Source organism: Bradyrhizobium sp. PRIMUS42, assembly GCF_023006515.1.
Taxonomy (GTDB): Bacteria; Pseudomonadota; Alphaproteobacteria; order Rhizobiales; family Xanthobacteraceae; genus Bradyrhizobium.
Window position 1 is genome coordinate 1 of the sequence record NZ_JALBGZ010000027.1, and the last position, 25,579, is coordinate 25,579.

Below are 25,579 nucleotides of genomic sequence, written 5' to 3' on the forward strand. Positions count from 1 at the left end.
GGCACCATCTGCGACAGCATCGCCGCTGGCGCGCGCACGGCGGCCGAGATCGGCGCCAAGCTCAAGGCCGGGACCAATTGCGGCTCCTGCATCCCCGAGCTGAAGCGGCTGATTGCGACGACGGACGTGCCGGCGAAGCAGGCGAAAGTCGCGAGTGCGGTGGGGTAGGCCCAACTCCGTCCACCGTCATTGCGAGCGTAGCGAAGCAATCCAGCGTCCCTCCGCGGTGACAGTCTGGATTGCTTCGCTACGCTCGCAATGACGAGGTTGATGCAGCTGTCTGCCAAAACGACGATCTCGCGCCCCCGGACGCAACGCGGCGTCCCTTCGACGATGCGCTGCAGAGCCGGGGGCCATCCAACAGCGGAGTGTTCGGCTTTCTGGGTCCCGGCTCTGGGCAGCAGACGCTGACGCGTTGCAGCGCGTCCGGGGCGCGAGAGTGGGTGGGCTCCTCTCCCAACGCAGCCATGCCCCCGCCCCAATCGACGCGCCCGCGATTGTGCCCTATGTTGCCGCGCTCCTCCCCAAATAATCATAAAAGCCGTGATGTACCTGGAAACGCCGCCGCGCCTGATTGAGACCAGGCTCTTCTCCGCGATGCCCGACAAGTTCCGCCGCAAGGGCGTGCGGACGGATTGGGCCGAGGCCAACCGGCCGGGCATCGCAACAGATAGCTTCATCGAGGGGCCGTCCTTCGACAAGGACGGCTATCTCTACATCGTCGACATTCCCTTCGGCCGTATCTTCCGCATCGCGCCCGATGGCGAGTGGTCACAGGTCGCCGAATATGAGGGATGGCCCAACGGGCTGAAGATCGCAGCCGACGGCCGCATCCTGGTTGCCGACTACATGCATGGCATCATGGAGCTCGATGCCAAGGCCGGCCGCGTCAAGCCGGTCCTGACCGCGCGCAATTCGGAGTCGTTTCGCGGCTGCAACGACCTTCATCTCGCCTCCAACGGCGACATCTATTTCACCGATCAGGGCCAGACCGGGTTGCACGATCCGAGTGGCCGGGTCTATCGGCTGGCATCGAATGGCCGGCTCGACTGCCTGATCGACACCGGCGTCAGCCCGAACGGCCTCGTGCTCGACCCGACCGAGACCGTCCTGTTCGTCGCCATGACGCGCGACAATGCGGTGTGGCGGCTACCGTTCATGAAGGATGGCAGCGTGTCGAAGGTCGGGCGCTTCTGCTCGCTGTTCGGCACCAGCGGCCCCGATGGAATGACCATGGATGCCAAGGGCCGCCTGTTCGTCGGCCACGCCTCGCTCGGCCACGTCTTCGTGTTCGCCCCAAACGGTGAACTGATCGCGCGGATCAGGTCATGCGCAGGGCCGAACTGCACCAATGTCGCGATCGGTGGCGCGAGCAAGGATCGCCTCTATATCACGGAGTCGTCGACCGGCAGCGTGCTGGTCGCGGATATCAGCGGACTGTGAGCTCCAACATGAACGCAAATCCCTTCGGCAATGCCGGTGCCAACGTCTCCGTCATCGGGCAGGGCACCTGGTATCTCGACCACGGCGACCGCAAGCGCGCGATTGCCGCGCTTCAGCGGGGGCTCGATCTCGGCATGACGCATATCGATACCGCCGAGATGTATGGCGATGCGGAGCTGGTCATTGCAGACGCCATCGCTGGCCGGCGCGATGAGGTGTTCCTCGTCTCCAAGGTGTTGCCGAGCAATGCCTCGCGCCGCGGAACCATCACTGCCTGCGAGCGCTCGCTGAAGCGGCTGAAGACCGACCGTCTCGATTGCTATCTCCTGCACTGGCGCGGTTCCTATCCGCTGGAAGACACGGTCGCCGCGTTCGAAGACCTGGTGAAATCAGGCAAGATCAAATCCTGGGGCGTTTCCAATTTCGACGCTGATGATCTCGACGAGATTCTCGAGGTCGCGGGTGAGGGCCGCATCGTCTGCAATCAGGTGCTCTATCATCTGAAGGAGCGCGCGATCGAACACGCGGTGACCCCGTGGTGCGAGAAGCATGGCGTCGCCGTGGTCGCCTATTCGCCGTTTGGTCATGACGATTTCCCGGATGCGCGCAGCAAGGGCGGCGCCGTGCTGGCGAAAATTGCGGAGGCGCGTCGCGCGACGCCGCGTCAGGTCGCGCTGAGCTTTCTCACCCGTGCGACTACGGTGTTCGCGATCCCGAAGGCGTCGTCGGCGGACCATGCCGCCGAGAACGCGGCGGCCGGCGATCTCGTGCTGACGAAAGAGGACATTTCTGCGCTAGATGCGGCGTTTCCGCGCGGGCCGAAGCCGCGCAGCCTGCCCATGTTGTAGTGCACAAGCGCCTATTATTAATGGAGCATTGACGCGCGCGGCGGCTCGCGCATATCGGCATCCTGTTTTCGGAAGTTGTGAACGCGGCGCATTTGTCGTTTTTTACGAGTGTTCTCGATTCGCAATTTCCCGGGTTCCAGCCGTGACACCGCCGCCCGCTGCAGCCGCAAGGCTCGACAGTATTCCCATGCCCGTGCCGGAGAAGAAGCAGGAAGTTCGCCGTGCGCCTGCGCGCGTCGATCATCCCTTCAAGGGCATCGCGCTGGTGCTGTTGTCGACGGTGTTTCTCGGAACCTCGGACGTCACCGCAAAATACCTCTCGACCAGCCTGCCGTCGATCGAGATCACGTGGATTCGCTTCGTCACCTTCGCGCTGATGTTCACGCCGGTGATGCTGCCGGGCTCGCCGCTGCATGCGATGCGCACCGAGCGTCTTGGCCTGCAATTGATGCGCGGCGCCGCGCTGCTCGGCTCCTCGTTGTTCTTCATCACCGGCTTGCGTTTCCTCCCCATTGCGGAAGCCTCGGCCACCGGCTTCGTCTCGCCGCTGTTCGTCACCGCGCTGTCGATCATCTTCCTGAGCGAGAAGGTGGGCGTGCGCCGCTGGATCGCGACCGCGATCGGCCTTACGGGCGTGCTGATCATCCTGCGGCCAGGCACGAGCGCGTTTCATGCCGCCGCGTTCTTCCCGATCATCTCGGCGTTCTGCTGGGCTGCCGCGCTGATCCTGACGCGCATGATGAGCGGTCGTGAGGCCGTGCTCACCACCATGGCCTATTCCGCGCTGACGGGCGTTGCGATCCTCTCGCTGATGGTGCCGTTCGTCTGGGTCACACCGAGCTGGACCGCGATCGGCCTCGGCATCGTGATCGGCGTCGCTTCCACCGTCGGCCAATGGATCATCGTGCTGGCCTATCGCTACGGCGATGCCTCGGTGCTGGCGCCGTTCTCCTACACGCAGCTGCTCTGGGTCAGCATTTTGGGCTTCTTCATCTTCGGTGAGGTGCCTGATCTCTGGACCATCGTCGGCGCCGCCTTCATCGTCGCCAGCGGACTCTACATCGCCCATCGCGAGCGAGTGCGCCGCGCCCAGCTGCTGGTGCTGGAGGAGCGTTCCCCGAACCCCTGACGCAAGTCCGCGCGTTCCGCTTTGTGCTATCAACGGTTCCAACGATAGGGGAGGAGCCGGATGCGCGCTGCGATTTTCAGGAACGGCGAGATTGTCGTGGGACAGATGGCCGAGCCGACGCCGGTTCCCGGCCAGGTGCTGGTCAAGACGCTCGCCTGCGGCATCTGTGGCTCCGACCTGCACGCGCGCCAGCACGCTCATCGCATGGTGGAGATGGCGCGGAAGACCGGGCGCAAGCCGATGGATCTCAGCCGCGACGTCGTGTTCGGCCACGAGTTCTGCTGCGAGATCGTCGACTACGGTCCCGGTACCACCCGCAAGCTCAAGCCGGGCACGCGCGTGTGCTCGCTGCCGGCCCTCGTGACGCCGCAGGGCATCGAAGGCATCGGCTATTCCAACGACAATATCGGCGGCTATGCGGAGGCGATGCTGCTCAGCGAAGCGCTGCTGCTCGAAGTGCCTAACGGTCTCGCGCCCGAACATGCCGCGTTGACCGAGCCGCTCGCGGTCGGTGTTCACGCTGTAGCCAAGGCCAACATTCGCGGTGGCGAGGTGCCGCTCGTGATCGGCTGCGGTCCGGTCGGGCTTGCGGTGATCGCGGCGCTGAAGCTGCGGGGACTGCATCCGATCGTCGCCGCCGACTATTCGCCGGCGCGGCGCGCGCTCGCGGCCAAGCTCGGCGCCGATATCGTCGTCGATCCCCTGAAGTCGCAGCCCTATACGACCTGGGCCGAGCACGCACAGATGTCGGACGCGGAGAAGGCGGCGAGGGCGCCGTTCCAGGCCATGCTGCCGGCGCTCAAGCCCGCCGTCATCTTCGAATGCGTCGGCGTGCCTGGCCTGCTGCAGCAGGTGTTCGAGGGCGCCCCGCGCGATGCCAAGATCGTCGTGGTCGGCGTCTGCATGGAGAGCGACAGAAACGAGCCCATGCTCGGCATCATGAAAGAGCTCAGCGTTCAATACGTGCTCGGCTATACGCCGGAGGAGTTCGCGGCGTCGCTACGGCTGATCGCGGAAGGGCAGGTGGATGCGGCTGCGATGGTCACCGCGGAGGTCGGTATCGACGGCGTCGCCAAAGCCTTCGCCGATCTTGCCAACCCAGAGGCGCATACCAAGATCATCGTGCAGCCGTGGCGGTGACGGTCTCGTAGGGTGGGCAAAGGCGCAAAGCGCCGTGCCCACCATGCGTCCGCGTTCGTGGTCGGCATGGTGGGCACGCTACGCTTTGCCCACCCTACGAAACCTCCGTCAATATTTCGCCGGCACGTACATCTCCGGCGGAACCGGACCGCGCTGATAGTCGGGGTTGCGGACGCGCGGCGGCAGCACCACGGGCGCGCGCGACACCTCCTGGTACGGGATCTGGCTGAGCAGATGCGCGATGCAATTGAGCCGGGCGCGCTTCTTGTCGACGGCATCGACGATCCACCAAGGCGAATCCGGCAGGTGCGTGTACTCCAGCATCGTCTCCTTGGCCTTGGTGTACGCCTCCCAGCGGCTGCGGGCCTCGACGTCCATCGGGCTCAGCTTCCACTGCTTTAGGGGATCCTTGATGCGCATGGTGAAGCGGAACTGCTGCTCATCGTCGGTGATCGAGAACCAGTATTTGACCAGGATGATGCCGGATCGGATCAGCATCCGCTCGAATTCCGGCACCGACTTGAAGAACTCCTGATATTCGTCCTCCGAGCAGAAGCCCATCACGCGCTCGACGCCGGCGCGGTTGTACCAGCTGCGGTCGAACAGCACGATCTCGCCACCGGCCGGCAGGTGCGACACGTAGCGCTGGAAGTACCATTGCGTGCGCTCGCGCTCGCTCGGGGCTGGAAGCGCCGCGACGCGGCAGATACGGGGATTGAGGCGCTGGGTGATGCGCTTGATGACGCCGCCCTTACCGGCGGAGTCGCGGCCCTCGAACAGCACCACGACCTTCTTGCGCTCGCTCTGGACCCAGTCCTGGAGCTTGACCAACTCGCCCTGGAGCCGGAGCAGCTCCCGGAAATAGAGCCTGCGGTCGACCGTGGGGCTCAGCAGGTCGGTCTCGTCCAGGAGCTCGTCGAGCCGCGTGTCATCGAGCTCCATCTCCAGCTCTTCGTCGAGGTCGTCGGCCATTTCCTGGATGATGCGCTCGCGCTTGGCGGTTTGGGAGGTGCGATCGGATGCGGTCATGGGCTTTTTCTCTCGGCCAGGGTGCCAGTGTTACCAACGACCATCGGCGGGGTTTGTTGCGCCCATGTGACTGCCCTCCAATCCCGCTGAAGCAGGTCACACCGGCAGCGCGATCGAGTACTTCACTTGGCTCAGCGCAAAGCTCGACTCGATCGAGGCGATGCCGTCGAGCCGGGTCAGCTTGGTCTTCAGGAACGTCTCGTACGAGGCGAGGTCGGCGGCGACGACGCGGAGCAGGTAGTCGCGATTGCCGGTCATCAGATAGCACTCGAGCACCTCGTCCCATTTTGAGATCGCGCGTGCGAATCGGTTGAGGTCCTCCTCCTTCTGCCGCGCCAGCTTGATCGAGATGAACACGCTGACATGCAGGCCGAGCGCCTTCTGGTCCACGGTCGCGACATAACGCGAGATGACGCCGCGCTCCTCAAGCAGCTTGACCCGGCGATGGCAGGGCGAGACCGACAGCCCGACCTTGTCGGCGAGCTCCTGCATGGTCAGCCGGCTGTCGCTCTGGAGCAAAGCGAGGATTTTTCGGTCGATGGCGTCGAGCTCTGGCATTGGGATGAAACCTGTCCTTTGGGCGGTCCGTTGGTAAAATATCCCAATACCGCCGGGTATGGCGCAAAAAATTGAGAAGTTTGACGCTGCCCGCGGGCGTATCATCGGGGCACCTGTTTACCGGGAGCATTGCCATGCCCGTTGATACCATTCGCCTCGACACCCTGAACGCGCTGGCCCGCAAGGCGCTGTGGTTGTCGTCGTGGACCATCCACCATGCCAACCACATCCGCCCCAGCGCGGACGGTCTCAAGGTCGGCGGCCACCAGGCTTCCTCCGCCTCGCTCGCGACCATCATGTCGGCGCTGTACTTCCACGTGCTGAGACCGGAGGATCGCGTCGCGGTGAAGCCGCATGCGAGCCCGGTGTTCCACGCCATTCAGTATCTGTTCGGCCGGCAGAGCCGCGAGAAGCTGGAGAACTTTCGTGGCTTCAAGGGCGCGCAATCCTATCCTTCGCGCACCAAGGATGCCGACGACGTCGATTTCTCGACCGGCTCAGTCGGCCTCGGCGTCGCGCAGACGCTGTTCGCATCGCTGGTGCAGGACTACGTCAAGGCGCATGGCTGGATGAAGGACCGCCGCGAGGGGCGGATGATTGCCCTCGTCGGCGACGCCGAGATGGACGAGGGCAATATTTTCGAGGCGCTTGCGGAGGGTTGGAAGCACGGCCTGCGCAACACCTGGTGGGTGGTCGACTATAACCGCCAGTCGCTCGACGCCGTCGTCCGCGAGGGGCTCTGGGAAAAGTTCGAGACCATGTTCCGCAATTTCGGCTGGGACGTGGTGATCGTGAAATACGGCCGCCTGATGCGCGAGGCCTTCGCCGAGCCCGGTGGCGAGGCGCTGAAGCGCTGGATCGACAATTGCCCGAACGCACTCTACGCCGCGCTGTGTTTTCAGGGCGGCGCTGCGTTCCGCAAGCATCTGCATGACGAGATAGGCGATCAGGGCGCGATCACGAAGCTGATCGACAAGCGCAGCGACGAGGAGCTGCTGGCGCTGATGTCGAACCTTGGCGGCCATGACATGGCGAGCATGCTCGAGGCGTTCGAGTCCATCGATCACGATCGCCCGGTCTGCTTCATCGCCTACACCATCAAGGGCGTCGGCCTGCCGTTCCAGGGCCACAAGGACAACCATGCCGGTCTGATGACGGTCGCCCAGATGGAAAAGTATCGCGACAGCCAGAACATTCGTCCCGGGCATGAATGGGACAAGTACGAAGGCCTCACGCAATCCGCCGCCGAGCTCGACGCGTTCCTCGCGGGCGTGCCGTTCAACCAGGACGGCCGCCGCCTGACCGCGCCTGTTATCGAGGTGCCCCCGCAGCTCGCCTTCAAGCCATCGCCGCAGATGTCGACCCAGCAAGGCTTTGGTCTCGTGCTGAACGAGATTGCCCGCGGCGACAGCGACTTGGCCAAGCGCATCGTCACGACGTCGCCCGACGTTACCGTCTCGACGAATCTCGGCCCCTGGGTGAACCGGCGCGGCCTGTTCGCCAGCGCCGAGAAAGCCGACTTATTCCGCAGCGAGAAAATTCCGTCCACCTACAACTGGGATGCCTCGCCAAAAGGCCAGCATCTTGAGCTTGGTATCGCCGAGATGAACCTGTTCATCATGCTCTCGGCGCTCGGCCTGTCGCACCAGATCAACGGCGAGCGGCTGCTGCCGGTCGGCACGCTCTATGATCCCTTCATCGAGCGCGGTCTCGATGCCCTGAACTACGCCTGCTACCAGGATGCGCGCTTCATGGTGGCGGCGACGCCGTCGGGGATTACGCTCGCGCCCGAGGGCGGCGCGCATCAGTCGATCGCAACGCCCCTGATCGGCATGGCGCAGGACGGGCTCGCCTCGTTCGAGCCGGCCTTCGTCGACGAACTCGCCGTGATCATGGGCTGGGGATTTGACCACATGCAGCGCGATCCGGGCGAGGGCGGCTCGGTCTATTTGCGGCTTTCGACGCGCAGCGTCGAGCAGGCGCAGCGGATCATGACACCTGAGCTTGCGCAGGGCATCACCGACGGCGCCTATTGGCTGCGCAAGCCGGGCCCGAATGCCGAAGTCGTGATTGCCTATACCGGCGCCGTTGCGCCGGAGGCGATCGAGGCCACCGGCTTCATCGGCGAGAGCCGCCGCGACATCGGCCTGCTCGCGATCACCTCGGCCGATCGTCTCCATTCGGGTTGGACCGCGGCGCGGAAATTGCGGCGGGATCGACGCGGCGTGCAACATCTCAGCCATATCGAGAAATTGCTGGCGCCGTTGTCGCGCGACTGCGGCATCGTGACCGTGATCGATGGGCATCCCTCCGCGCTCGGCTGGCTCGGGAGCGTCCGCGGCCATCGCGTTGAGGCGCTTGGCGTCGAGCAGTTCGGCCAGACCGGCACGATCGCCGACCTCTATCGGCACTACGGCATCGACGCGAATGCGATCATCGATGCGGCCGAAAGCCTCACCACCGGCGCGCCGGTGCTGCATCGGAAGATGGCGGTCTAAGTCTCCGTCGTCGTCCTGGCTTTCGCCGGGACGACGGTGAGAGCCATCTTGCCACGTTCCCGCCATCGGCTCATATAACCTCCGTCCGCCGCAACGCTGGCCCCGCATATGGCGGGTTCAATTGCCGGCGCTTTCGTGCAAGGATGCCTGCCGAAACGCCCCCACCATGCCCCCAAGAAGAGGTTAACGATGGTCAATCGCATGCAATTCTACATCGACGGCGCCTGGGTCGATCCCGCCGTCAAGAAGTCCACCGCCGTGGTCAATCCGGCGACGGAAGAGGCGATGTACGAGGTTGCGCTGGGCTCCAAGGCCGACGTGGACAAGGCCGTCGCCGCCGCCAAGCGCGCCTTTGCAACGTTCTCCCAGACCAGCCGCGACGAGCGCGTCGCACTGCTCTCCAAGGTCATCGAAGTCTACAAGGGCCGTCTCAAGGAGATCGGTGCCGCCGTCTCCGACGAGATGGGTGCCCCGCTGCCGATGGCCGAAAAACTCCAGGCCGGCGCCGGCCTCGGCCATCTCATGACCACGCTCGACGTGCTCAAGAACTACCATTTCGAGGAGCCGGTCGGCACCGCCATGGTGCTGCGCGAGCCGGTCGGCGTGGTCGGCATGATCACGCCCTGGAACTGGCCGCTCAACCAGATCGCCTGCAAGGTCGCGCCCGCGCTCGCTGCCGGCTGCACCATGATCCTGAAGCCCAGCGAGTTCACCCCGACCTCGGCGCTGATCTTCGCGGAAATCCTCCATGAAGCCGGCGTGCCGAAGGGCGTGTTCAATCTCGTCAACGGCCTCGGCCCCGAGGTCGGCGCCGCCATGAGCGAGCACCCCGATATCGACATGATCTCCTTCACCGGCTCGACCCGCGCCGGCATCGACGTGGCCAAGCGCGCGGCTCCGACCGTGAAGCGCGTCAGCCAGGAGCTCGGCGGCAAGTCGCCGAACGTCATCCTCGAAGGCGCCGACCTCACGAAGGCGGTGACCGGCGGCGTGATGCACATGTTCAACAACTCCGGCCAATCCTGCAACGCGCCCTCGCGCATGATCGTGCCGCTGTCCAAGATGAAGGAAGTCGCTGCGATCGCGAAGGCCGTCGCCGACAAGACCAAGGCCGGCGATCCGCGCGCGGAAGGCACCACCATCGGCCCGGTCGTCAACCGCGGTCAGTGGGACAAGATCCAGGGCCTGATCAAGAAGGGCATCGACGAGGGCGCCACCCTCGTCGCCGGTGGCCCGGGCCTGCCCGAAGGCGTCAACAAGGGCTTCTATGTCCGTCCGACCATCTTCGCCGACGTCACGCCCGACATGACGATCGCCCGTGAGGAAATCTTCGGACCGGTGCTGACCATCATCGGCGCCAAGGACGAAGCCGAGGCTGTGCACATCGCCAACGACACGCCGTATGGTCTCGCCGGTTATGTCTCGGGCGCTTCCGTCGAGGACGCCAAGCGCGTCGGTCGCCAGATCCGTGCCGGCAACGTCAACCTCCAGGGCGTGCCCAACGACCGCAGTGCGCCGTTCGGCGGCTACAAGCAGTCCGGCAACGGCCGCGAGTGGGGCAAGTACGGCCTCGAGGACTTCCTCGAAGTGAAGGCCGTCGCCGGCTTCAACGCGGCGTAAGCTTTAGCGGTTGGACAAACACGACGCCGGAGCGGGTAACCGCTCCGGCGTTTTTCTTTGTAGCCCGCATGGAGCGAAGCGCAATGCGGGACCGGTCCCCGGATTGCGCTGCGCTCCATCCGGGCTACGGGCGACAACGCGAGGTGCCGTAGGGTGGGCAAGGCGAAGCGTGCCCACGTCTTTGCGTCCGCGACGGATGGAGGGCACGTCGCTTGCGCTCCTTTGCCCACCCTACGAGACCGTCATTGCGGGAGCGCCTATCCCCCCATCGCGCCCTGCGTGTTCACATACAGCGTGTAGATCGACTGGCTCGCCGCCATGAACAGGCGGTTGCGCTTGACGCCGCCGAAGCAGACGTTCGCGCAGCGCTCGGGCAGCGCGATGCGGCCGATCATGACGCCGTCGGGCGCGAACACCACGACGCCGTCGAGCTCGGGGTCGCCCATGCCCCAGCCGCACCAGAGATTGCCGTCGACGTCGCAGCGCATGCCGTCCGGCGTGCCGGGACCTGCATCGATGTGGACGCGCTTGTTGGAAATCGAGGTGCCGTCCGTCGCGACGTCATAGGCGAGGATTTTCCGGTTCGGCACGCCGCGGGATTCCACGACGTAGAGGATCTTCTCGTCCGGCGAGAAGCACAGCCCGTTCGGACCGAGCACGCCCTCGGCGACGATGGTCGCTTTGCCGGTCGCGGGATCGAGCCGGTAGACATTCGGATCGATCTCGGGCTCGGCCTTGTAGCCCTCGTAATTGCCGAGCAGGCCGAAGGTCGGGTCGGTGAACCAAATCGAGCCGTCCGATTTAACAATGACATCGTTCGGAGAGTTCAACCGCTTGCCGTTGAATTGATCCATCAGCACGGTGATGCTGCCGTCATATTCGGTGCGCACCACGCGCCGCCCGCCGTGCTCGCAGGTGACGAGCCGGCCCTGCCGGTCGCGTGTGTTGCCGTTGGCGAAATTCGAGGGCTTGCGGAACACCGAGACGGCGCCCGTCTCTTCCTCCCATTTGATGATGCGCTGGTTCGGAATGTCGCTGCAGAGCAGATAGCGCCCATCACCGAACCACACCGGCCCCTCGGCCCAGCGCAGGCCCGTCGCCAGCCGCTCCACCGCGGACAATTTCAGCCAGTATTTTTCGAAGCGGGGATCCAGTGCTTTTATCGCGGGATCGGGGTAATAGGTCGCTGGTTGCCAGCCTTGAGTATGGGACGATGCATCGTTCATGTGCAATTCTCGTTGTTGCGTTCCCTCTGTCCAAGTCTGCTAGCATCAGATATCTACGGCCGCAAATCGGTTGCTACATACGAGGAAAGACATGCCGCGCATCTTGATGACGGGAGCTTCGGGCGGGATCGGCACGAGCCTGCGAAAACTGCTGCCGCCGATCTATCCGGATCTCCTGCTCTCCGACATCAAGCCGCCGGCCGATCTCGGAGCGAGCGAAAAATTCAAGGCGGCGGACCTCGCCGACCTCGCTCAGTGCGAGGCGGTCTGCGAGGGCGTCGACGGCATCATCCATTTCGGCGGCTATTCGGTCGAAGGCCCTTGGGACGACATTCTCCAGGCCAACATCATCGGCTGCTATAACCTGTTCGAAGCCGCCTACCGCAAGGGCGTCAAGCGCGTGGTGTTCGCCTCGTCCAATCACGCCGTTGGCTTCTATCCGCGCCACCACAAGATAGGCACCGACGTCACCCCGCGTCCCGACGGCCGCTATGGCGTCAGCAAGGTGTTCGGCGAGGCCGTCGGCGCGCTCTACGCCGACAAGCACGGGCTGAAGGTGACGTGCCTGCGCATCGGAAATTTCGGCGACATGCCGCTCGACCATCGCCGCATCTCGATCTGGCTGAAGCCGGAAGACCTGGTGCAGCTCTGTCAGATCGGGCTCGAGCATCCCGACATTCATTTCGAGGTCTTCTACGGCGTCTCGCTGAACGAGCGCGCCTGGTGGGACAACAGCCGCGCCTACGAGTTCGGCTATCGCCCCACCGGCCGCTCCGAGGATCACGTCGCGCATGCGATGGCCGAGCAGGCCAAGCTCAAGCCGGATCCGATCGGGGATCATTTCCAGGGCGGCGCGTTCTGCAGCAACGAGTTCGACGGCGATGCGAGCCGGATCATTGATTGGAATAAGCGGTAGGCCGCCATGCGCTTCCTCGCCCCGCGTGCGGGGTGAGGAGGGCTCGACGGCACTGGCGCCGGGAGCCTAGTCGAGGCCTTCGTCGGGAATGTTCAATACGGTCCCGCAGGCCTTGCAATGCACCGCGTCGGCGCTGCAGGCCGCAGACCGGTCAGGGGAAGCGCACCTTGGAGGGCGCGAGCAATGTCTTGGCGAGATTCAGAAAAAGAGTCACGCCGAAGATCATGATCACGACGGTGATCAGGCGTCCGACGGTGCCTGGCAAGGTGATGTCGCCGAAGCCGGTCGTGGTCAACGCGGTGACCGTGAAGTAGAGCGCGTCGGCATAGTTGGCGATCTGCTGGTTGTGTGACCTCTGGGTCTCGTAGACAATTCCCGTCATCACGAAAATGAACACGCCGAGATTCGCGACGGCAAAGACGACTTCCTCGTTGCGCCGGAAGAAGGGGCTGTCGATCCGCAGCCGCGCCCATAAAGTTGCCGGATCCTGCCCTTCAGGACCTCGAATGGCACGGAGATGGTGGCGACCAGCCCATGTCCCTCTGTGTTGTTGCGATAAACCATCTCCCGGCAGCCTAGCCCTCCGAAGGATCGAGCATCTCGCCAATCTTGTTGACGGACACGTTGATCGACATGCCGAGATAGTCGCCGGAATCGCCGAACCACGAGCCGGCCAGTGGCACGGCCTGGCCCGGATGCCGCGCGATGGCTACCGGAATGAGATCGAAGCCAGCGCTCAGGCTGTTGGTCGGATCGTAGTCCAGCCAGCCGGCGCCGGGCAGGAACACCTGCACCCATGCGTGGGTCGCGCCGGAACCGGTCATGCCCACGGCGCCCCCATCGAGCGCCGCGTCGTAGAGATACCCGCTGACGAAGCGCGACGCGAAGCCGAGCCGGCGCAACGTCTCGATCATGAGCCAGGCGAAGTCCCGGCAGGTACCTGATTTCGTGCGCAACGTTTCGCCTGGAGACTGGGTGCCTTCGGCATCTCTGCCGCGATAGCTGAACTCGCTGCGAAACAGGCCCAGCATTCGGCGCAGCACATCCGCGGTCCGGTCCTGATCGCCGGCGACAAAGCTCTTGGTCCACGCCGCATGGCTGCCGTCCGCATCATCGGCATGCGGGCGAAGGTAACCGGCAAGGTCGGTCCATTCGTCCGGGGTATACTGCACGGGGACTTCCTCGGCCCGGGGCTCCAGCGGGAACGCCTCCAGGCCCTTGACGCCGAAATAGACGCCGCGAACCTTGAACGTGAATGTCAGCTCGCTGCCGGGTTCGCTGAACTCCATCACCGTGATGGCATTGGAGCGGGAGTCGGTGACCCAATGCACCTTTGATGGCAGGCTGGTGCGAGCGGACCAGCGAAGCAGCCGGGTCGAGGCGCCGCGCCGCGGCAGGAACATGGCCCGGTGCGTGCCGAACCTCACCGGCTTTGCATAGCGGTAGGTCGTGGTGTGCGTGATCTCGCCAATGATCGCCATGCATTGACCCGCTTCGCGTTGCGGCGGTCGTTGAGCACCTTTCCGCGCAGCAACAGCGGACTCCAGCTTTCGGTTTGGCCGCTTCTGCCCATTGATCTAGATCAACGTTGCCCTTGGGATGGTCTGGCTCTTCAAACGATCACGCGTTCCGTCAGACGCTGATGCGCGAATTGGTCGAATGGAGCGAAGGAAATGGGTATCCTTTGGACGATCATCATCGGGTTAATCGTTGGAGTGGTCGCGAAGTTCATCATGCCCGGCGACAAATCCGAGCCCAGCGGGTTCATTTTGACGACGGTTCTGGGAATAGTCGGGGCGTTCGTTGCGACTTATCTAGGTCAAGCCGTCGGATGGTATCGGTTCGGGGAGGGCGCCGGATTCATAGGCAGTGTGGTGGGAGCCATCATCCTTCTCTTCCTGTACGGGCTTTTTGTCGGTCGTCAGGGGCGCGCTTGACCGATCGAGGATGCTGCGTGGCGGCTCGCAAAGAGAGAGCCACGATAAGGAAAATCAAACTGTCGGCCGTCGCGATGCTCGTGTCAGGAATCGTGTCAGGACCTGTGCGCGCCGCGGCGCTCAGCGACGCCGAAGCGACGTTTCTCGATCAGCTCGTCACCGCCTCCGTGGTCCTGGAGCAGCGATGCGGCGGCTACGAGGTCGACGGTAGCGGCGGCGTTCAGCTCGGCGCCCGGCTGCTTGGCAGCCCTGATGCGGCGATGGCCATCATCGACGCCTATGCTGCGGCCATCAAGGCCCGCGATGGCGAGAGCTACGATCCCGGTAAATCCCGCCCCGAAGTGTCCGACGCGGCCGGCAAGACGTTCAGGCGCGTCCGGGCGGCCTTGATCAAGGACCCGAAAGGGGGCTGCGCCGACTATGGCGATGCCAGCGTGGATCGCGGCCTGCTGAGGCGGTACTAAACGCCCGTCGTAGGATGGGCAATGCGAAGCGAACCCCATCGCAGCACTTCTTCCCTGCAGTCGGACCTAGCAAGAAAGGCCCGACGTCATTTTTCAACGCGCGCTTCCTGTTTCTTGGTCACATGCCACAGCACCACATGGTAATGCGGCACATCCACGCCGGGGTGACCCGGGTTGAAGTAGATGCTGACGTGGTCAACTGACCGCGCTGGCCCCGCCCCCTCCAACGACTTGTGATCGTCGATGTCCTTGTTCGGGACCATGTACACGGTCGCCACGAGGCGATCCCTGCGATCGAAACACAGGAATGGCCCCAGCGGCAAAGTGTCGGGCTTGACGAAGATGACGCCAAGGCCTGGAAAGAACTTCGGGAAGTTCACGAGATCGCTGACCCGCTTGTATCCGTTTCTTTCCGCGACCTTCCGCTGATTTGGCGGCGGACGAACGACTTCGTGCTTCCTGCGCGGCTTGCTGCTTCGATGGGGGGCTGTCCTGGCTTGTTCGACCTGGTCAGACGGTGGCGCGGTGGCCGGTGCAAGGGTCTGCGGCGCTGATGGCCAGAAGGGGGCAAATTGGGCGGCTGGGCGCCTCACATCGGCGATCAGGGCGAGCAACGCAACCAAGGCTGTGCTCACAAGCGCTTTGCGCATCGACACCTCCCGAGGTTTGTTTGCCGAGGTTTGTTTGCCGAGGTTTGTTTGGCTTGCTCACTTGCCTGGATTGCGTTCTCGCCAGCGCAGGAAATCCTGGAACAATTCTTCGCGGTCTGGCGGTTTCGCGGTTGGCTTTCCCTCGATGAACCGGCCGAACGCCTTGCGAAGCGCGGCCTCGCCTCCGGATTGCTGCTGGAGCCAGCGCTCTGCCGGTCGGAATCGTCGCCATCCGGGGAGCAGCGCGGCCAGGTTCACCTCGCGCCATTTGGGGTGATGTGCGTCGCCAAGAAACTCAGGAAAGCGCGTGAACAAGTTCTGGACGAAGAATTCCAGCAACCGATATCGCTCGTTGCCGCTCGGCCAGTTGTAGGCGAACAGAGCGGATTTGATCGCGATCGTGTCGACGCTTGCTTCGGCCGCAATGATATTCGGGTAGTCCTGATGGCGAAGCGTCGATGGCAGATAATCTTCTTGCAGCAGCTCTTTGGAGTAGGGGATAGGCAGGAGGCGAATACGATCGAGTTGCGAGATCTGCGTCAGGAAGCTGACCGGCTTTCCTGAGACCAACAGAGCGGCGGAGAGATCTCCCTTCCTCAGACCATCCAGCGCGGCCTCCGGTCCCAGGTTCGACTCGCTGATCTTGACGCCCAGATGGTTCAACACTTCGCGGCCAAGGATGGCGCCGGCACTGCCGTCGTCCCCAAGATTGACCCGTTTTCCCGCCAGCTCCGTCAGGCTTCCGATCTCCGGCCGCGCGAGAAGATGGAACTCTTCGACATGGAGCGGGGCGATGTAGGTCAGCCTGTCAGAGATATCTCCGAAGGTCCTTGTCTCCCGGAGCCGGTCGACCAGGACGACGGGCGCGATCGCCACGTCGGCACCTGCGAGCGTGAGCACATCAAGGACATTGCGGATACCGCCGTTTCCCACGATGGGCAGGACCCGCAATGCGACCTGGCCACGAGGGCCGGTCTCTTGCCCGCCAGCGAGCGTGGTCGCAATGTCCTGAGCGATCGCGAATTCGGTGCATAGCGGCGTACCGGTTACGAATCCCACCGTAAATGGGTCCGCAGATCGTCCCGTTTCCTTCTTGGGGGTGACTTCCTTTCTCGGAGACACTTTCGTGGATTCGCTCGGAGAAGAGGGCGGTCGCTTTTGCGCGAGGGAATCCTGGACCTGTCCGCCGAGCCAGGCCGCTGCAATCAATGCGATGAACAAACCGGCCCGCATCGTTCGCAGACCCTCATTGTTCAACCTGTTCGGTCAATCCCCTGGGCGTGACATGCTCCGAGAAACTGCCACCTGCCGCGTCCGAAGCAAGACCGAGGCTAATGCTTGGCCTTCCAACGCGCCCGGGGCAGCGGCGTTCCGTGATGATGCCTGCAGCGGTTTGCCGACTAGCGTCCGGCCTCGCCCGCAATCCGCACCAGATAATCCGACTTGCTGAACTGCATGTGGTCGACGCAAAGCTGCGCCAGCGCCCAGCTGTCGCGTCCCCTAAGCAACTCGATCATCAGTTCGTGCTGGCGCCGCGACTGGGCCAGCCCCTCGCGGTCGGCGAGGTTCTTCGCGCGCATCGGCAGCGTCAGGTTCATGTAGTCCTGGAGCGAGCGCACCAGATAGGGATTGCCGCAGGCCGAGAACAGCGCGAGGTGGAAGGCGTCGTTGGCTTCGTGGATGCCGCGCAGATCCTGCGCGTCGGCCTTGGCGCAATATTGCCGTTGCAGCGCGGAGAGCTCGTCGATCAGGGCTTGCGGTGCGGGCAGGGGGATCATCAGCGCGGCCTGCCGCGTCAGCATCTCCCTGACCTCGTAGATCTGCCGGACCTCCTCGGACGAGTAGTACCGCACGGTGGCGCCGACATTCTTCTCGCGGCGGACGATGCCGCGCCGCTCCGCATCCACCAGGGCCTGGCGCACGAAGTGGCGGGAGGTGCCGTAGCGGGACATCAGTGCGTCTTCGGTGAGGCGCGCGCCCGGCGGCAGGCGGCCGAAGATGATGTCCTCTTCCAGCCGCGCGACGACGTCGTCCGGGTCGTCGCGCCGGACTGGCATGGCGTCTGCGGTGCGAATCTCGGACATGCCCTCAGCCTCCGGCTTCAGCCGGTCCGCCCTGTGGAGCAGGGAAGGGGCGGATTGTCAATAATTCCTGCCGCTAATGGCGTCCGGAACCATAAAATGGGACAATATGGACCAATCTTATTGACAATCGAGAGGCAGGCTGTACCACAATGGCAAGGTAAGGAGCGGCATGATGACGAGTGGGTTGCGCAAGGGTCTGACGAGCTATGGCGACGCCGGCTTCTCGTTGTTCCTGCGCAAGGCGTTCATCAAGGCCATGGGTTATTCCGACGACGCGCTGGAGCGCCCGATCGTCGGCATCACCAACACCTATAGCGACTACAATCCCTGCCACGGCAACGTCCCGCAAATCATCGAAGCCGCCAAGCGCGGCGTGATGCTGTCGGGCGCGATGCCGTTCGTGTTCCCCACCATCTCGATCGCCGAGAGCTTTGCGCATCCGACCTCGATGTATCTGCGTAACCTGATGGCGATGGATACCGAGGAGATGATCCGGGCCCAGCCGATGGATTCGGTGATCGTGATCGGCGGCTGCGACAAGACGTTGCCCGCGCAGGTCATGGCGGCAATCAGCGCGGACCTGCCGACCGTGGTCATTCCGGTCGGCCCCATGGTTGTCGGCCATCACAAGGGCGAGGTGCTGGGCGCCTGCACCGACTGCCGCCGGCTCTGGGCGAAATACCGCGCCGGCGAGATGGACGATGCCGAGATCGAGGCTGTGAATGGGCGCCTGGCGCCGTCGGTCGGCACCTGCATGGTGATGGGCACGGCCTCGACCATGGCCTGCATGATCGAGGCCATGGGCCTGTCGCTGCCGATGAGCGCGACGATTCCCGCGCCGCACGCCGAGCGTTTCCGTCTGGCGGAGGCGAGCGGCAAGGTGGCGGCCGAGATGGCGAAGGCGAAGGGGCCGAAGCCGAGCGAGCTGCTGACGCCGGCGTCTTTCAAAAATGCGCAGGTCGTGCTTCAGGCGATCGGCGGCTCGACCAACGGCCTGATCCATCTGACGGCGATGGCGCATCGATCGCCGCACCGGCTCGATCTCGAGATATTCGACCAGATTGGCCGCGAGGTGCCGGTGCTGGTCGATCTCAAGCCGTCCGGCGAACATTACATGGAGCATTTCCATCACGCCGGCGGCGTGCCGAAACTGCTGGCGCAGCTCGGTGACCTCGTTGATCTCGAAGCGAAGACCATCAGTGGCCAGACGCTACGCGACGTCGTCGCCAATGCGGAGGATGTGCCGGGCCAGGATGCCATCCGTCCGCGCGACAATCCGATCAAGAAGGAGGGCGGCCTTGCCGTCCTGCACGGCAATCTCGCGCCGCGCGGCGCGGTCATCAAGCAATCGGCCGCGAGCCCGAAGCTGTTGCAACACACCGGGCGCGCCGTGGTGTTCGAATCCGTCGAGGACATGACCGTGCGGGTCGACGATCCCGATCTCGACGTGACCGCCGACGACGTGCTGGTGCTGCGCAATGCCGGCCCCAAGGGCGCGCCGGGCATGCCCGAGGCGGGCTATCTGCCGATCCCGAAGAAGCTGGCGCGCGGCGGCACCAAGGACATGGTGCGCATTTCGGATGCGCGCATGAGCGGTACCGCGTTCGGCACCATCGTGCTGCACATCGCTCCGGAATCCGCGGTCGGCGGGCCGCTGGCGCTGGTGAAGAACGGCGACCTGATCAGCCTGGATGTGGCCAAGCGCAGCATCGAGCTGCTGGTCGATGCGGCCGAGTTGGAGCGGCGTCGTGCTGCGTTGAAGCCGGCCGCAGCGCCGGAGGAAGCCCGGCGCGGCTACGCCTGGCTGTTCAACGAGACCATCATGCAGGCCGACGAGGGCTGCGACTTCGATTTCATGCAGAGGACTGGGAAGAAGACCGAAAAGGGCTGATCGACACTCGAACGAGCGCTCAGACCGCACAAGCGGCGGGCGATAACACAGGGGGAAACGATGATTGCACGATCCATGCGTGGGTTGGCGGCTGCGGCTGCTATGCTTTTCGTCACCGGGGCCGGGGCGCAGGAGGTGAAGCATTATCGCTTCGCCTATGACCAGCCGCGCAACACCGGCTATTCCATCGCGGGCGACCTCTTTGCCGACAAGCTCAAGGAATTGAGCAAGGGCACCATGATCATCGACCAGTATCCGGGCGCGCAGCTCGGGCAGGAGCCGCAGGTGCTCCAGCTCGTGAAGGCCGGCGACGTCGAATTTTCGATCATCTCCTCCGCCAACACCGCGACGATCTCGCCGCAGGCCGGTGTAATGTCGCTGCACTATCTGTTCCGCGACGAGAACCACGTCGTCAAGGGTCTGGCGGATCCCCGCGTGTTCGAAGCGCTCAAGGCCATGATCGACGAGACCACGCAGGGCCTGCACGTGATCGCGACCGGCTCGCAGGGCGTGCGCCACATGTACTCCAGAAAGGAGATCCATAACGTCGGCGATATCAAGGGCGCCAAGATCCGCGTGCAGGCGACCGCGACCGAGGACACCATGTTCCCGGCCTATGGCGCCCAGACCGTGCATATGCCCTTCGGCAGCGTCTACACGAGCTTGCAAACCGGTGTCGTCGACGTCGCCGAGAACAGCATCAACGTCTACCTCGTCAACAAGCATTACGAGGTCGCCCCGGTCCTCAACATCACCGAGCACGAGGCCAACAACGCGATGGTGTTCATCTCGGACAAGCTCTGGCAGAGCCTCTCCGCCGAACAGAAGCAATGGGTGCAGACTGCGGCCAACGAGATCAGCACCAAGGAGCCCGCGAAGGCGTTCGAGCTGGAGCGCACCGCCGCCGAGAAACTGAAGAAGATGGGCGTCAAGGTCGTGCAGGACGTCGACAAGAAGAGCTTCGCGGCGGTCGCCGATCCCTATCTCGACAAGCTCGCCAAGGATCTCGGCCCGCACGCCGAGAAGATCAAGGATTTGATCCGGTCGATTAATTAGAGCGCGCGCTGGAAGACGGTGCGCTCCCTCTCCCGCTTGCGGGAAAGGGGTGGGGGAGGGTGTCTCCGCGGAGAGATTCCCAATGAGGAGAGAACCCTCACCCCGGCGCTCCGCCATAGCCGAGGCTTCGCCTCGGCGTGTCTTTAAGGAACGGCCGCCGAAGGCGGCCTATGCCTCTCCCGCAAGCGGGAGAGGTGCAGCCAATCTGCAGCCGGGGACAACAATGCCCATCGCCGACAAACTGCTCGTGCAACGCCAACGCCACCTGAAATGGCGCTGGCTCGACTGGCTCGAGCTCGCGCTGATGATCCTCTGCGGCGTGCTCTGCTTCGGATTCTCGCTGTCGGTGACCGCCGACATCGTGACCCGGACCACCGGCCATCCCTGGCTGTGGCTGCAGGAGGTCACGTCGACGCTGTTCATCTACGCGATTTTTATCGGCACGGCGGCCGCGACGCGCCGCAACGACCACCTCTATCTCACCGCCATCTCCGAGGCGATGCACGGCGCCTCTCGGCTGATCGTCGAGGTGATCATCCGTCTCGTCGTGCTCGGCGTCGCCTTCTGTCTGATCTGGTACGGCTACCAGAATTATCTGCGCGGCTTCGGCAGTTTTCGTCTGCCGTCGGGCACCCCGATCGCCTCGCTTTACGCGATCATCCCGCTGTCGGGCGTGCTGATCGGCCTGTTCACCATCGAGCAGCTCGTCAACGGCCTGCGCAATGGTTTTGACCATCCCGAACCGCCGGACGAGGATGCGGAGCCGGTCGTTGCTGCCGCGCAGATGGGGGTGCAACCATGAGCGCACCCATTGTCCTGGCGTTGATGACGGTCTGCTTCCTGTCGTTCGGCTATCTCGGCGTGCCCGTGCCGTTCTCACTGATGGCCGGCGTCTTCATCGGTGCGCTGCTGTCGGATGTTTCGCTCGCCGCCATCATTCAGAAGATCTTTGATGGCGTCGATTCCGAAGCGCTGCTGGCGATCCCGTTCTTCCTGCTGGTCGGCGAGCTCATGAGCTCGGCCAACGTCGTGGTGCGAATAGCCAATCTCTCGGTGTCCCTGGTCGGCCATATCAGGGGCGGGCTGTCGCAGGTCGTGGTCGTGTTCAGCATGTTCTTCTCGGAGATGTCGGGCTCCACCACCGCCGACGTCGCCGTGATGAGCCGCGCGCTCGGCGGCCCGATGAAGCGGGAGGGCTATGAGCCCGCCTTCATCGCGGCGATCATCGCGTCCGCATCGACCATCGCCGCGCTGGTGCCGCCGAGCATCACCGCCGTGGTCTATGGCGCGGTCGGCAACGTCTCGATCGCCGGGCTGTTCATGGCGGGCGTCGTGCCGGGCATGATGATCGGTTTCGGGTTGATGATCTATTGCTATTTCTTCGGCCCGTCCGGACTGCGCAAGCCGCGCGCGCCGCTCAAGCAGGTGGCGTTCGCGGCCGGCGATGCCGCTCTGCCGCTGATGATCCCGGTGATCCTGCTTGGCGGAATCTTGACCGGCTGGTTCACTCCGACGGAGGCGGGTGTGGTCGCGGTGGCCTGGATCGTTCTGGTCGTGATTCCCGCGCTCAACCGCGGGCATATCAAGAAGATCCCTTACGATTTCTGCCTCGCCGGCCTGATCTTCTCGCTGCCGCTGATCACCATCGGCGCCGCCAACGCCTTCGGCTGGATGCTCGCTTACCTGCGCGGCGCGACTTACATCGCCGAGTGGATCACCTCGATCGCCGGTAACGATCCGCACCTGATCATGCTCTTGATGGTGCTGCTCTTCACCATCGTCGGCGATTTCATCGAGCCGGTGCCGACCATCATCATCTTCATGCCCCTGGTTAACGCGCTGACGGAAGCCGGCGACATCAATGCCGTGCACATGGGCGTGGTGCTGATCGCGACGCTCGCCTTCGGCCTGATCACGCCGCCCTATGGCCTTGTGCTGCTGATGGCCTCGAAATTCGTCGGCGTCAGCTTTGCCAAGGCGCTACGTGCGGCATTGCCGATCTACCTCGTGTTCCTGGCGACGATCGCGTTCGCGATCTATTTCCCGAGCGTGGTGCTGTGGCTGCCGCGGCACGTGCTCCCGGAATCGGTCGGCTGCTTCAAGTCGCCGGCGGGGACGGGCTATATCTGTCCGCAGTAGCGACTTGCTCGATACGCCATCGCTTGTTTTCGCGCACGTAGCGGAACGGCGTGCCGTGGCTATTCCTGAAGTAGCTGCCGCACAGCGCGTTTGCCATGCCCTGCATCACCGCGTCGTGGCAGACGAACAGCAGGTTGTCGTCAGGATGACGCTCGAGCCAGGTCGACACGCAAAGCAGCGAGCGTTTGGCCATGGCGTCCCAGTTCTCGCCGTCGGTCGGAAGGATCGACACGAGGCCGGTCGCTGATTTGACGCCGTGCTTGATCATGAGGTCGCGGACGGGCAGGCCCTCAAAGCTGCCGAAATCGAACTCGATGATGCCTTCGTCGATCGCAAGCGGGACCGAGATCGCGTCCGCGATGATCTCTGCCGTTCGCGCCGCGCGCACCAGGGGGCTTGCGACGATGCGGCTAATGCTGACGCCGCCAAGCATGTCCACGGCTTCGTGCGCCTGCCGCAGGCCGTCCTCGTTCAGCGGATTGTCGGTCCGGCCCTGGAATCGGCCCTCGCGATTCCAGTCGGTCGCGCCGTGACGAAGGCCGTAGAAGCTGCGCGCGGGCGTCGTCACTTTGACTTGCTCGTGAATTTCTTCACGGCAGTGCGAAACTCCTCCGTGTTCATCGCCATGATGATCTTGTGCTCTTCGGCGTCTAACTGCTGTTTCACCGGCGTGGTGGCGGCCTGGTAGACCAGCTGCTTTGTGCCGGCGATTGCGGCCGACGGGTTCTGCGCGAGACGCTCGGCGAGCTTTCGCGTCGCCGCCTTCAATTCCGCGGCGGGAACGACCTTGGCAACGAGACCCCATTCATGGGCCTGCTGCGCTGTGAAAGTGTCCTCGGCGAGAAAAATCTGCAGCGCGCGACGGGGGCCGACCGTGCCGACGATGCCGACCGTCGAGCCGCCGTCGGGTGATACCCCGATTTTGGCATAGGCCGGCGTGAACTTGGCGTCGTCGGCGGCGATGCAGAGGTCGGTGACGAAGGCGAGGCCCATGCCGGCGCCGGCGGCCGAGCCGTGCACGCTCGACAGCGAGATCTTCGGCATGCGCCTGACGATCTCGATGAAGGCGTGATAGTGCTTCAGGAGCTGGCCCACGACCGGCGTCACCGTACCCGCTTCGGCGGCCGCCCCGATCGTTTGCAGATCGCCGCCGGCCGAGAAGGCGCGGCCTTCGCCTTCGAGCACCACGACGCGGATATTGTCGTCGCCTTCGATGGAGGCCGCGAGCTGCTCGAGCTTCCGGGCGATCGCAAGGTTGACGGAGTTGAACGCGGCGGGACGGTTGAGCGTGATGGTCGCGATTGGACCATCGATCCGGAGCAGGGCGGGATCATCGGGTTGGGAGACGGGCGCGGTCATTTGAAAATCCCCGGCAGGAGGTCATTGCTGCAACTAAATCGCAGAAGGCGGGAGGTGACAATCCCCGGGCCGCCAGTGCCCCGGCGGCTCTTGCGCTGGGCGGACCGATAGGCTCAAATGGGCCTGCCTTTGCCAAGGAACGGACACGAGCGCCGGCTCCTCGTAAGGCCAGCAAATCAAAATCAGCAAAAGAGGAGACGACATGGGTCACGCTCGTGTCTCCAGAAGTGGGCTGCTCCAATGACCGACGGTTCGGTGATCATCGTCGGTGCCGGCCATGGCGGCTACCAGGCCGCGGCATCCTTGCGCCAGGCGGGCTTTTCGCAGCGCATCTGCCTCATCAATGACGAGGCGCATCTGCCCTATCAGCGGCCGCCGCTGTCCAAGGCCTACATCAAGGGCTCCGCCGGGCCCGAGAGCCTAATGTTCCGGCCGGAGAAGTTCTACCACGACCAGAACATCGAGCTGATTGCGGGCCGCGCGGTGTCGATCGACCGTGCGGGCCGCAAGGTCCTGCTCGCCTCGGGCGAGACGCTTGCCTACGGCCATCTCGTGCTGGCGACGGGCGCGCGCAACCGGCTTCTTGATCTGCCGAATGCCAATCTGCCTGACGTGAAATATTTGCGCATTCTCGACGAGAGCGAGGCGCTGCGTGCGGTCATGCCCTCGAAGACACGGGTCGTGGTCATCGGCGCCGGTTTCATCGGCCTGGAATTCGCCGCGACCGCGCGGATCAAGGGCCTCGAGGTCGACGTGCTCGAGCTTGCCCCGCGCGTGATGGCGCGCGCCGTGACGGCGGAAGTCTCGGAGTATTTTCAACAACGCCATCGCGAGGCCGGCATCCGCATCCATCTCGGCGTGCAGGCCACCTCGATCGAAGCCGAGAACGGCAAGGTCACCGGCGTCTCCTTGAGCGACGGACGGCATCTGCCCGCTGAACTCGTCGTGGTCGGCGTCGGTGTGTTGCCGAACATCGAGCTGGCGGCCGAGGCTGGATTGCCGGTCGCTGCCGGTATCGTCGTCGACGAATATCTTTCGACGGCCGATCCAAACATCTCCGCGATCGGCGATTGCGCGCTGTTCGCGAGCCCGCGCTTCGGCGGATCGCTGCGGCTGGAATCGGTGCAGAACGCCACCGACCACGCCCGCTGCCTCGCGGCGCGGCTGACCGGCGACAGCAAGCCCTATGACGGCCATCCCTGGTTCTGGAGCGACCAGGGCGATGACAAGCTGCAGATCGCTGGGCTGACCACGGGCTACGACCGCGTCGTGCTGCGCGGCGATCCCGCCAAGAAGGCGTTTTCCGCGTTCTGCTACAAGGGCGACAAGCTGCTCGGCATCGAGTCCATCAACCGCGCCGGCGACCACATGTTCGGCCGCAGGCTGCAGGGCATGGACCGCTCGATCACACCGGAGCAGGCTGCCGACGAGAGTTTCGATCTGAAGAGCGCGTTGGCGTGATCAGCTTGCGGTGATCGCTGCGGCGACCTCTGTGGCCGTAGGCATCGACGGTCCCGCGCCCATCCGCTGCACGCTGATCGAGGCGGCGGCGTTGGCGAAGGTGAGGGCGGCGCGCAAGGGCACGCCGTCAG

At 64.1% G+C, this 25,579-nt stretch carries 24 protein-coding genes and 2 pseudogenes; 15 read left to right on the plus strand and 11 right to left on the minus strand.

The window, feature by feature from the left end; genetic code table 11:
- The 5 genes from MOV75_RS04995 to MOV75_RS05015 form a co-directional block, all read left to right on the plus strand.
- Positions 1 to 168: bacterioferritin-associated ferredoxin (locus MOV75_RS04995; protein WP_247005116.1), on the plus strand; the 168-nt coding region annotated here is incomplete at its 5' end.
- Between the two features lie 378 nt (positions 169 to 546).
- Positions 547 to 1,443, plus strand: a complete 897-nt coding sequence (locus tag MOV75_RS05000; RefSeq protein ID WP_246916857.1) for an SMP-30/gluconolactonase/LRE family protein — start codon at positions 547 to 549, stop codon at positions 1,441 to 1,443.
- Between the two features lie 8 nt (positions 1,444 to 1,451).
- Positions 1,452 to 2,291 carry an aldo/keto reductase gene (locus MOV75_RS05005; RefSeq protein WP_246916730.1) on the plus strand — a complete coding sequence of 280 codons (840 nt, stop codon included), beginning with the start codon at positions 1,452 to 1,454 and terminating at the stop codon, positions 2,289 to 2,291.
- Positions 2,292 to 2,478: 187 nt separating this feature from the next.
- A complete protein-coding gene (locus MOV75_RS05010) occupies positions 2,479 to 3,420 on the plus strand; it encodes a DMT family transporter (protein WP_246916854.1) in 942 nt (313 codons plus the stop codon).
- A 60-nt stretch (positions 3,421 to 3,480) separates the two neighbouring features.
- Positions 3,481 to 4,560 (plus strand): zinc-binding dehydrogenase, encoded by a 1,080-nt coding sequence (locus MOV75_RS05015; RefSeq protein WP_246916727.1) that lies wholly within the window; start codon positions 3,481 to 3,483, stop codon positions 4,558 to 4,560.
- Positions 4,561 to 4,668: 108 nt separating this feature from the next.
- Here MOV75_RS05015 and ppk2 read toward each other — a convergent pair whose 3' ends face one another.
- Positions 4,669 to 5,589: a polyphosphate kinase 2 gene (gene ppk2, locus MOV75_RS05020; protein WP_246916725.1), complete on the minus strand. Its 921-nt coding sequence runs from the start codon at positions 5,587 to 5,589 to the stop codon at positions 4,669 to 4,671.
- Positions 5,590 to 5,685: 96 nt separating this feature from the next.
- On the minus strand, positions 5,686 to 6,147 hold the full coding sequence (locus tag MOV75_RS05025; RefSeq protein WP_246916722.1) for an Lrp/AsnC family transcriptional regulator: 462 nt from the start codon (positions 6,145 to 6,147) through the stop codon (positions 5,686 to 5,688).
- 134 nt (positions 6,148 to 6,281) lie between these two features.
- Here MOV75_RS05025 and MOV75_RS05030 point away from each other — a divergent pair, with 134 nt between their 5' ends.
- Positions 6,282 to 8,645 carry a transketolase gene (locus tag MOV75_RS05030; RefSeq protein ID WP_246916719.1) on the plus strand — a complete coding sequence of 788 codons (2,364 nt, stop codon included), beginning with the start codon at positions 6,282 to 6,284 and terminating at the stop codon, positions 8,643 to 8,645.
- Positions 8,646 to 8,834: 189 nt separating this feature from the next.
- Complete coding sequence (locus MOV75_RS05035) at positions 8,835 to 10,265, plus strand: aldehyde dehydrogenase family protein (RefSeq protein ID WP_246916716.1); 1,431 nt, start codon at positions 8,835 to 8,837, stop codon at positions 10,263 to 10,265.
- Positions 10,266 to 10,522: 257 nt separating this feature from the next.
- Here the strand turns inward: MOV75_RS05035 and MOV75_RS05040 are convergent, their stop codons facing one another.
- Positions 10,523 to 11,491, minus strand: a complete 969-nt coding sequence (locus MOV75_RS05040) for an SMP-30/gluconolactonase/LRE family protein (RefSeq protein WP_246916713.1) — start codon at positions 11,489 to 11,491, stop codon at positions 10,523 to 10,525.
- A 91-nt stretch (positions 11,492 to 11,582) separates the two neighbouring features.
- Here MOV75_RS05040 and MOV75_RS05045 point away from each other — a divergent pair, with 91 nt between their 5' ends.
- Positions 11,583 to 12,407 carry an NAD(P)-dependent oxidoreductase gene (locus tag MOV75_RS05045; protein ID WP_246916710.1) on the plus strand — a complete coding sequence of 275 codons (825 nt, stop codon included), beginning with the start codon at positions 11,583 to 11,585 and terminating at the stop codon, positions 12,405 to 12,407.
- 66 nt (positions 12,408 to 12,473) lie between these two features.
- On the opposite strand, the pseudogene MOV75_RS05050 reads toward MOV75_RS05045, so the two are convergent.
- Positions 12,474 to 12,873 (minus strand): annotated as a pseudogene (locus tag MOV75_RS05050) (potassium channel family protein); the annotation flags it as partial.
- Between the two features lie 109 nt (positions 12,874 to 12,982).
- Positions 12,983 to 13,888 carry a transglutaminase family protein gene (locus tag MOV75_RS05055; protein WP_246916708.1) on the minus strand — a complete coding sequence of 302 codons (906 nt, stop codon included), beginning with the start codon at positions 13,886 to 13,888 and terminating at the stop codon, positions 12,983 to 12,985.
- Positions 13,889 to 14,080: 192 nt separating this feature from the next.
- Here MOV75_RS05055 and MOV75_RS05060 point away from each other — a divergent pair, with 192 nt between their 5' ends.
- Both MOV75_RS05060 and MOV75_RS05065 read left to right on the plus strand, forming a co-directional pair.
- Positions 14,081 to 14,344 (plus strand): GlsB/YeaQ/YmgE family stress response membrane protein, encoded by a 264-nt coding sequence (locus MOV75_RS05060; protein WP_246916705.1) that lies wholly within the window; start codon positions 14,081 to 14,083, stop codon positions 14,342 to 14,344.
- A 74-nt stretch (positions 14,345 to 14,418) separates the two neighbouring features.
- The gene (locus MOV75_RS05065; RefSeq protein ID WP_246916703.1) at positions 14,419 to 14,808 is read left to right on the plus strand and encodes a hypothetical protein; all 390 of its coding nucleotides are present in this window, start codon (positions 14,419 to 14,421) and stop codon (positions 14,806 to 14,808) included.
- 86 nt (positions 14,809 to 14,894) lie between these two features.
- Here MOV75_RS05065 and MOV75_RS05070 read toward each other — a convergent pair whose 3' ends face one another.
- The 3 genes from MOV75_RS05070 to MOV75_RS05080 form a co-directional block, all read right to left on the minus strand.
- A complete protein-coding gene (locus MOV75_RS05070; RefSeq protein ID WP_246916700.1) occupies positions 14,895 to 15,458 on the minus strand; it encodes a hypothetical protein in 564 nt (187 codons plus the stop codon).
- 57 nt (positions 15,459 to 15,515) lie between these two features.
- The gene (locus tag MOV75_RS05075; RefSeq protein ID WP_246916697.1) at positions 15,516 to 16,715 is read right to left on the minus strand and encodes a TAXI family TRAP transporter solute-binding subunit; all 1,200 of its coding nucleotides are present in this window, start codon (positions 16,713 to 16,715) and stop codon (positions 15,516 to 15,518) included.
- Positions 16,716 to 16,858: 143 nt separating this feature from the next.
- Positions 16,859 to 17,542, minus strand: a complete 684-nt coding sequence (locus MOV75_RS05080; RefSeq protein WP_246916694.1) for a GntR family transcriptional regulator — start codon at positions 17,540 to 17,542, stop codon at positions 16,859 to 16,861.
- A gap of 172 nt (positions 17,543 to 17,714) precedes the next feature.
- On the opposite strand from MOV75_RS05080, the gene MOV75_RS05085 reads away from it, so the two are divergent.
- The 4 genes from MOV75_RS05085 (at position 17,715) to MOV75_RS05100 (ending at position 22,628) form a co-directional block, all read left to right on the plus strand.
- A complete protein-coding gene (locus tag MOV75_RS05085) occupies positions 17,715 to 19,433 on the plus strand; it encodes an IlvD/Edd family dehydratase (protein WP_246916691.1) in 1,719 nt (572 codons plus the stop codon).
- A gap of 60 nt (positions 19,434 to 19,493) precedes the next feature.
- Positions 19,494 to 20,489, plus strand: coding sequence for a TRAP transporter substrate-binding protein (locus MOV75_RS05090; RefSeq protein ID WP_246916687.1), 996 nt, complete (start codon positions 19,494 to 19,496; stop codon positions 20,487 to 20,489).
- Between the two features lie 223 nt (positions 20,490 to 20,712).
- Positions 20,713 to 21,291, plus strand: a complete 579-nt coding sequence (locus MOV75_RS05095; protein ID WP_246916685.1) for a TRAP transporter small permease — start codon at positions 20,713 to 20,715, stop codon at positions 21,289 to 21,291.
- Complete coding sequence (locus MOV75_RS05100) at positions 21,288 to 22,628, plus strand: TRAP transporter large permease (protein ID WP_246916682.1); 1,341 nt, start codon at positions 21,288 to 21,290, stop codon at positions 22,626 to 22,628. The genes MOV75_RS05095 and MOV75_RS05100 overlap by 4 nt, the downstream gene beginning before the upstream one ends.
- On the opposite strand, the gene MOV75_RS05105 is transcribed toward MOV75_RS05100, so the two are convergent.
- Both MOV75_RS05105 and MOV75_RS05110 read right to left on the minus strand, forming a co-directional pair.
- The gene (locus tag MOV75_RS05105; protein WP_246916679.1) at positions 22,588 to 23,196 is read right to left on the minus strand and encodes a histidine phosphatase family protein; all 609 of its coding nucleotides are present in this window, start codon (positions 23,194 to 23,196) and stop codon (positions 22,588 to 22,590) included. The two genes, MOV75_RS05100 and MOV75_RS05105, sit on opposite strands and share 41 nt — an antisense overlap.
- Positions 23,193 to 23,987: an enoyl-CoA hydratase/isomerase family protein gene (locus MOV75_RS05110; protein WP_246916676.1), complete on the minus strand. Its 795-nt coding sequence runs from the start codon at positions 23,985 to 23,987 to the stop codon at positions 23,193 to 23,195. The genes MOV75_RS05105 and MOV75_RS05110 overlap by 4 nt, the downstream gene beginning before the upstream one ends.
- Positions 23,988 to 24,227: 240 nt before the next feature.
- Between MOV75_RS05110 and MOV75_RS05115 the strand changes: the two genes are divergently transcribed.
- On the plus strand, positions 24,228 to 25,448 hold the full coding sequence (locus MOV75_RS05115; RefSeq protein WP_246916674.1) for an NAD(P)/FAD-dependent oxidoreductase: 1,221 nt from the start codon (positions 24,228 to 24,230) through the stop codon (positions 25,446 to 25,448).
- Here MOV75_RS05115 and MOV75_RS05120 read toward each other — a convergent pair.
- Positions 25,449 to 25,579 (minus strand): annotated as a pseudogene (locus MOV75_RS05120) (ribokinase); the annotation flags it as partial.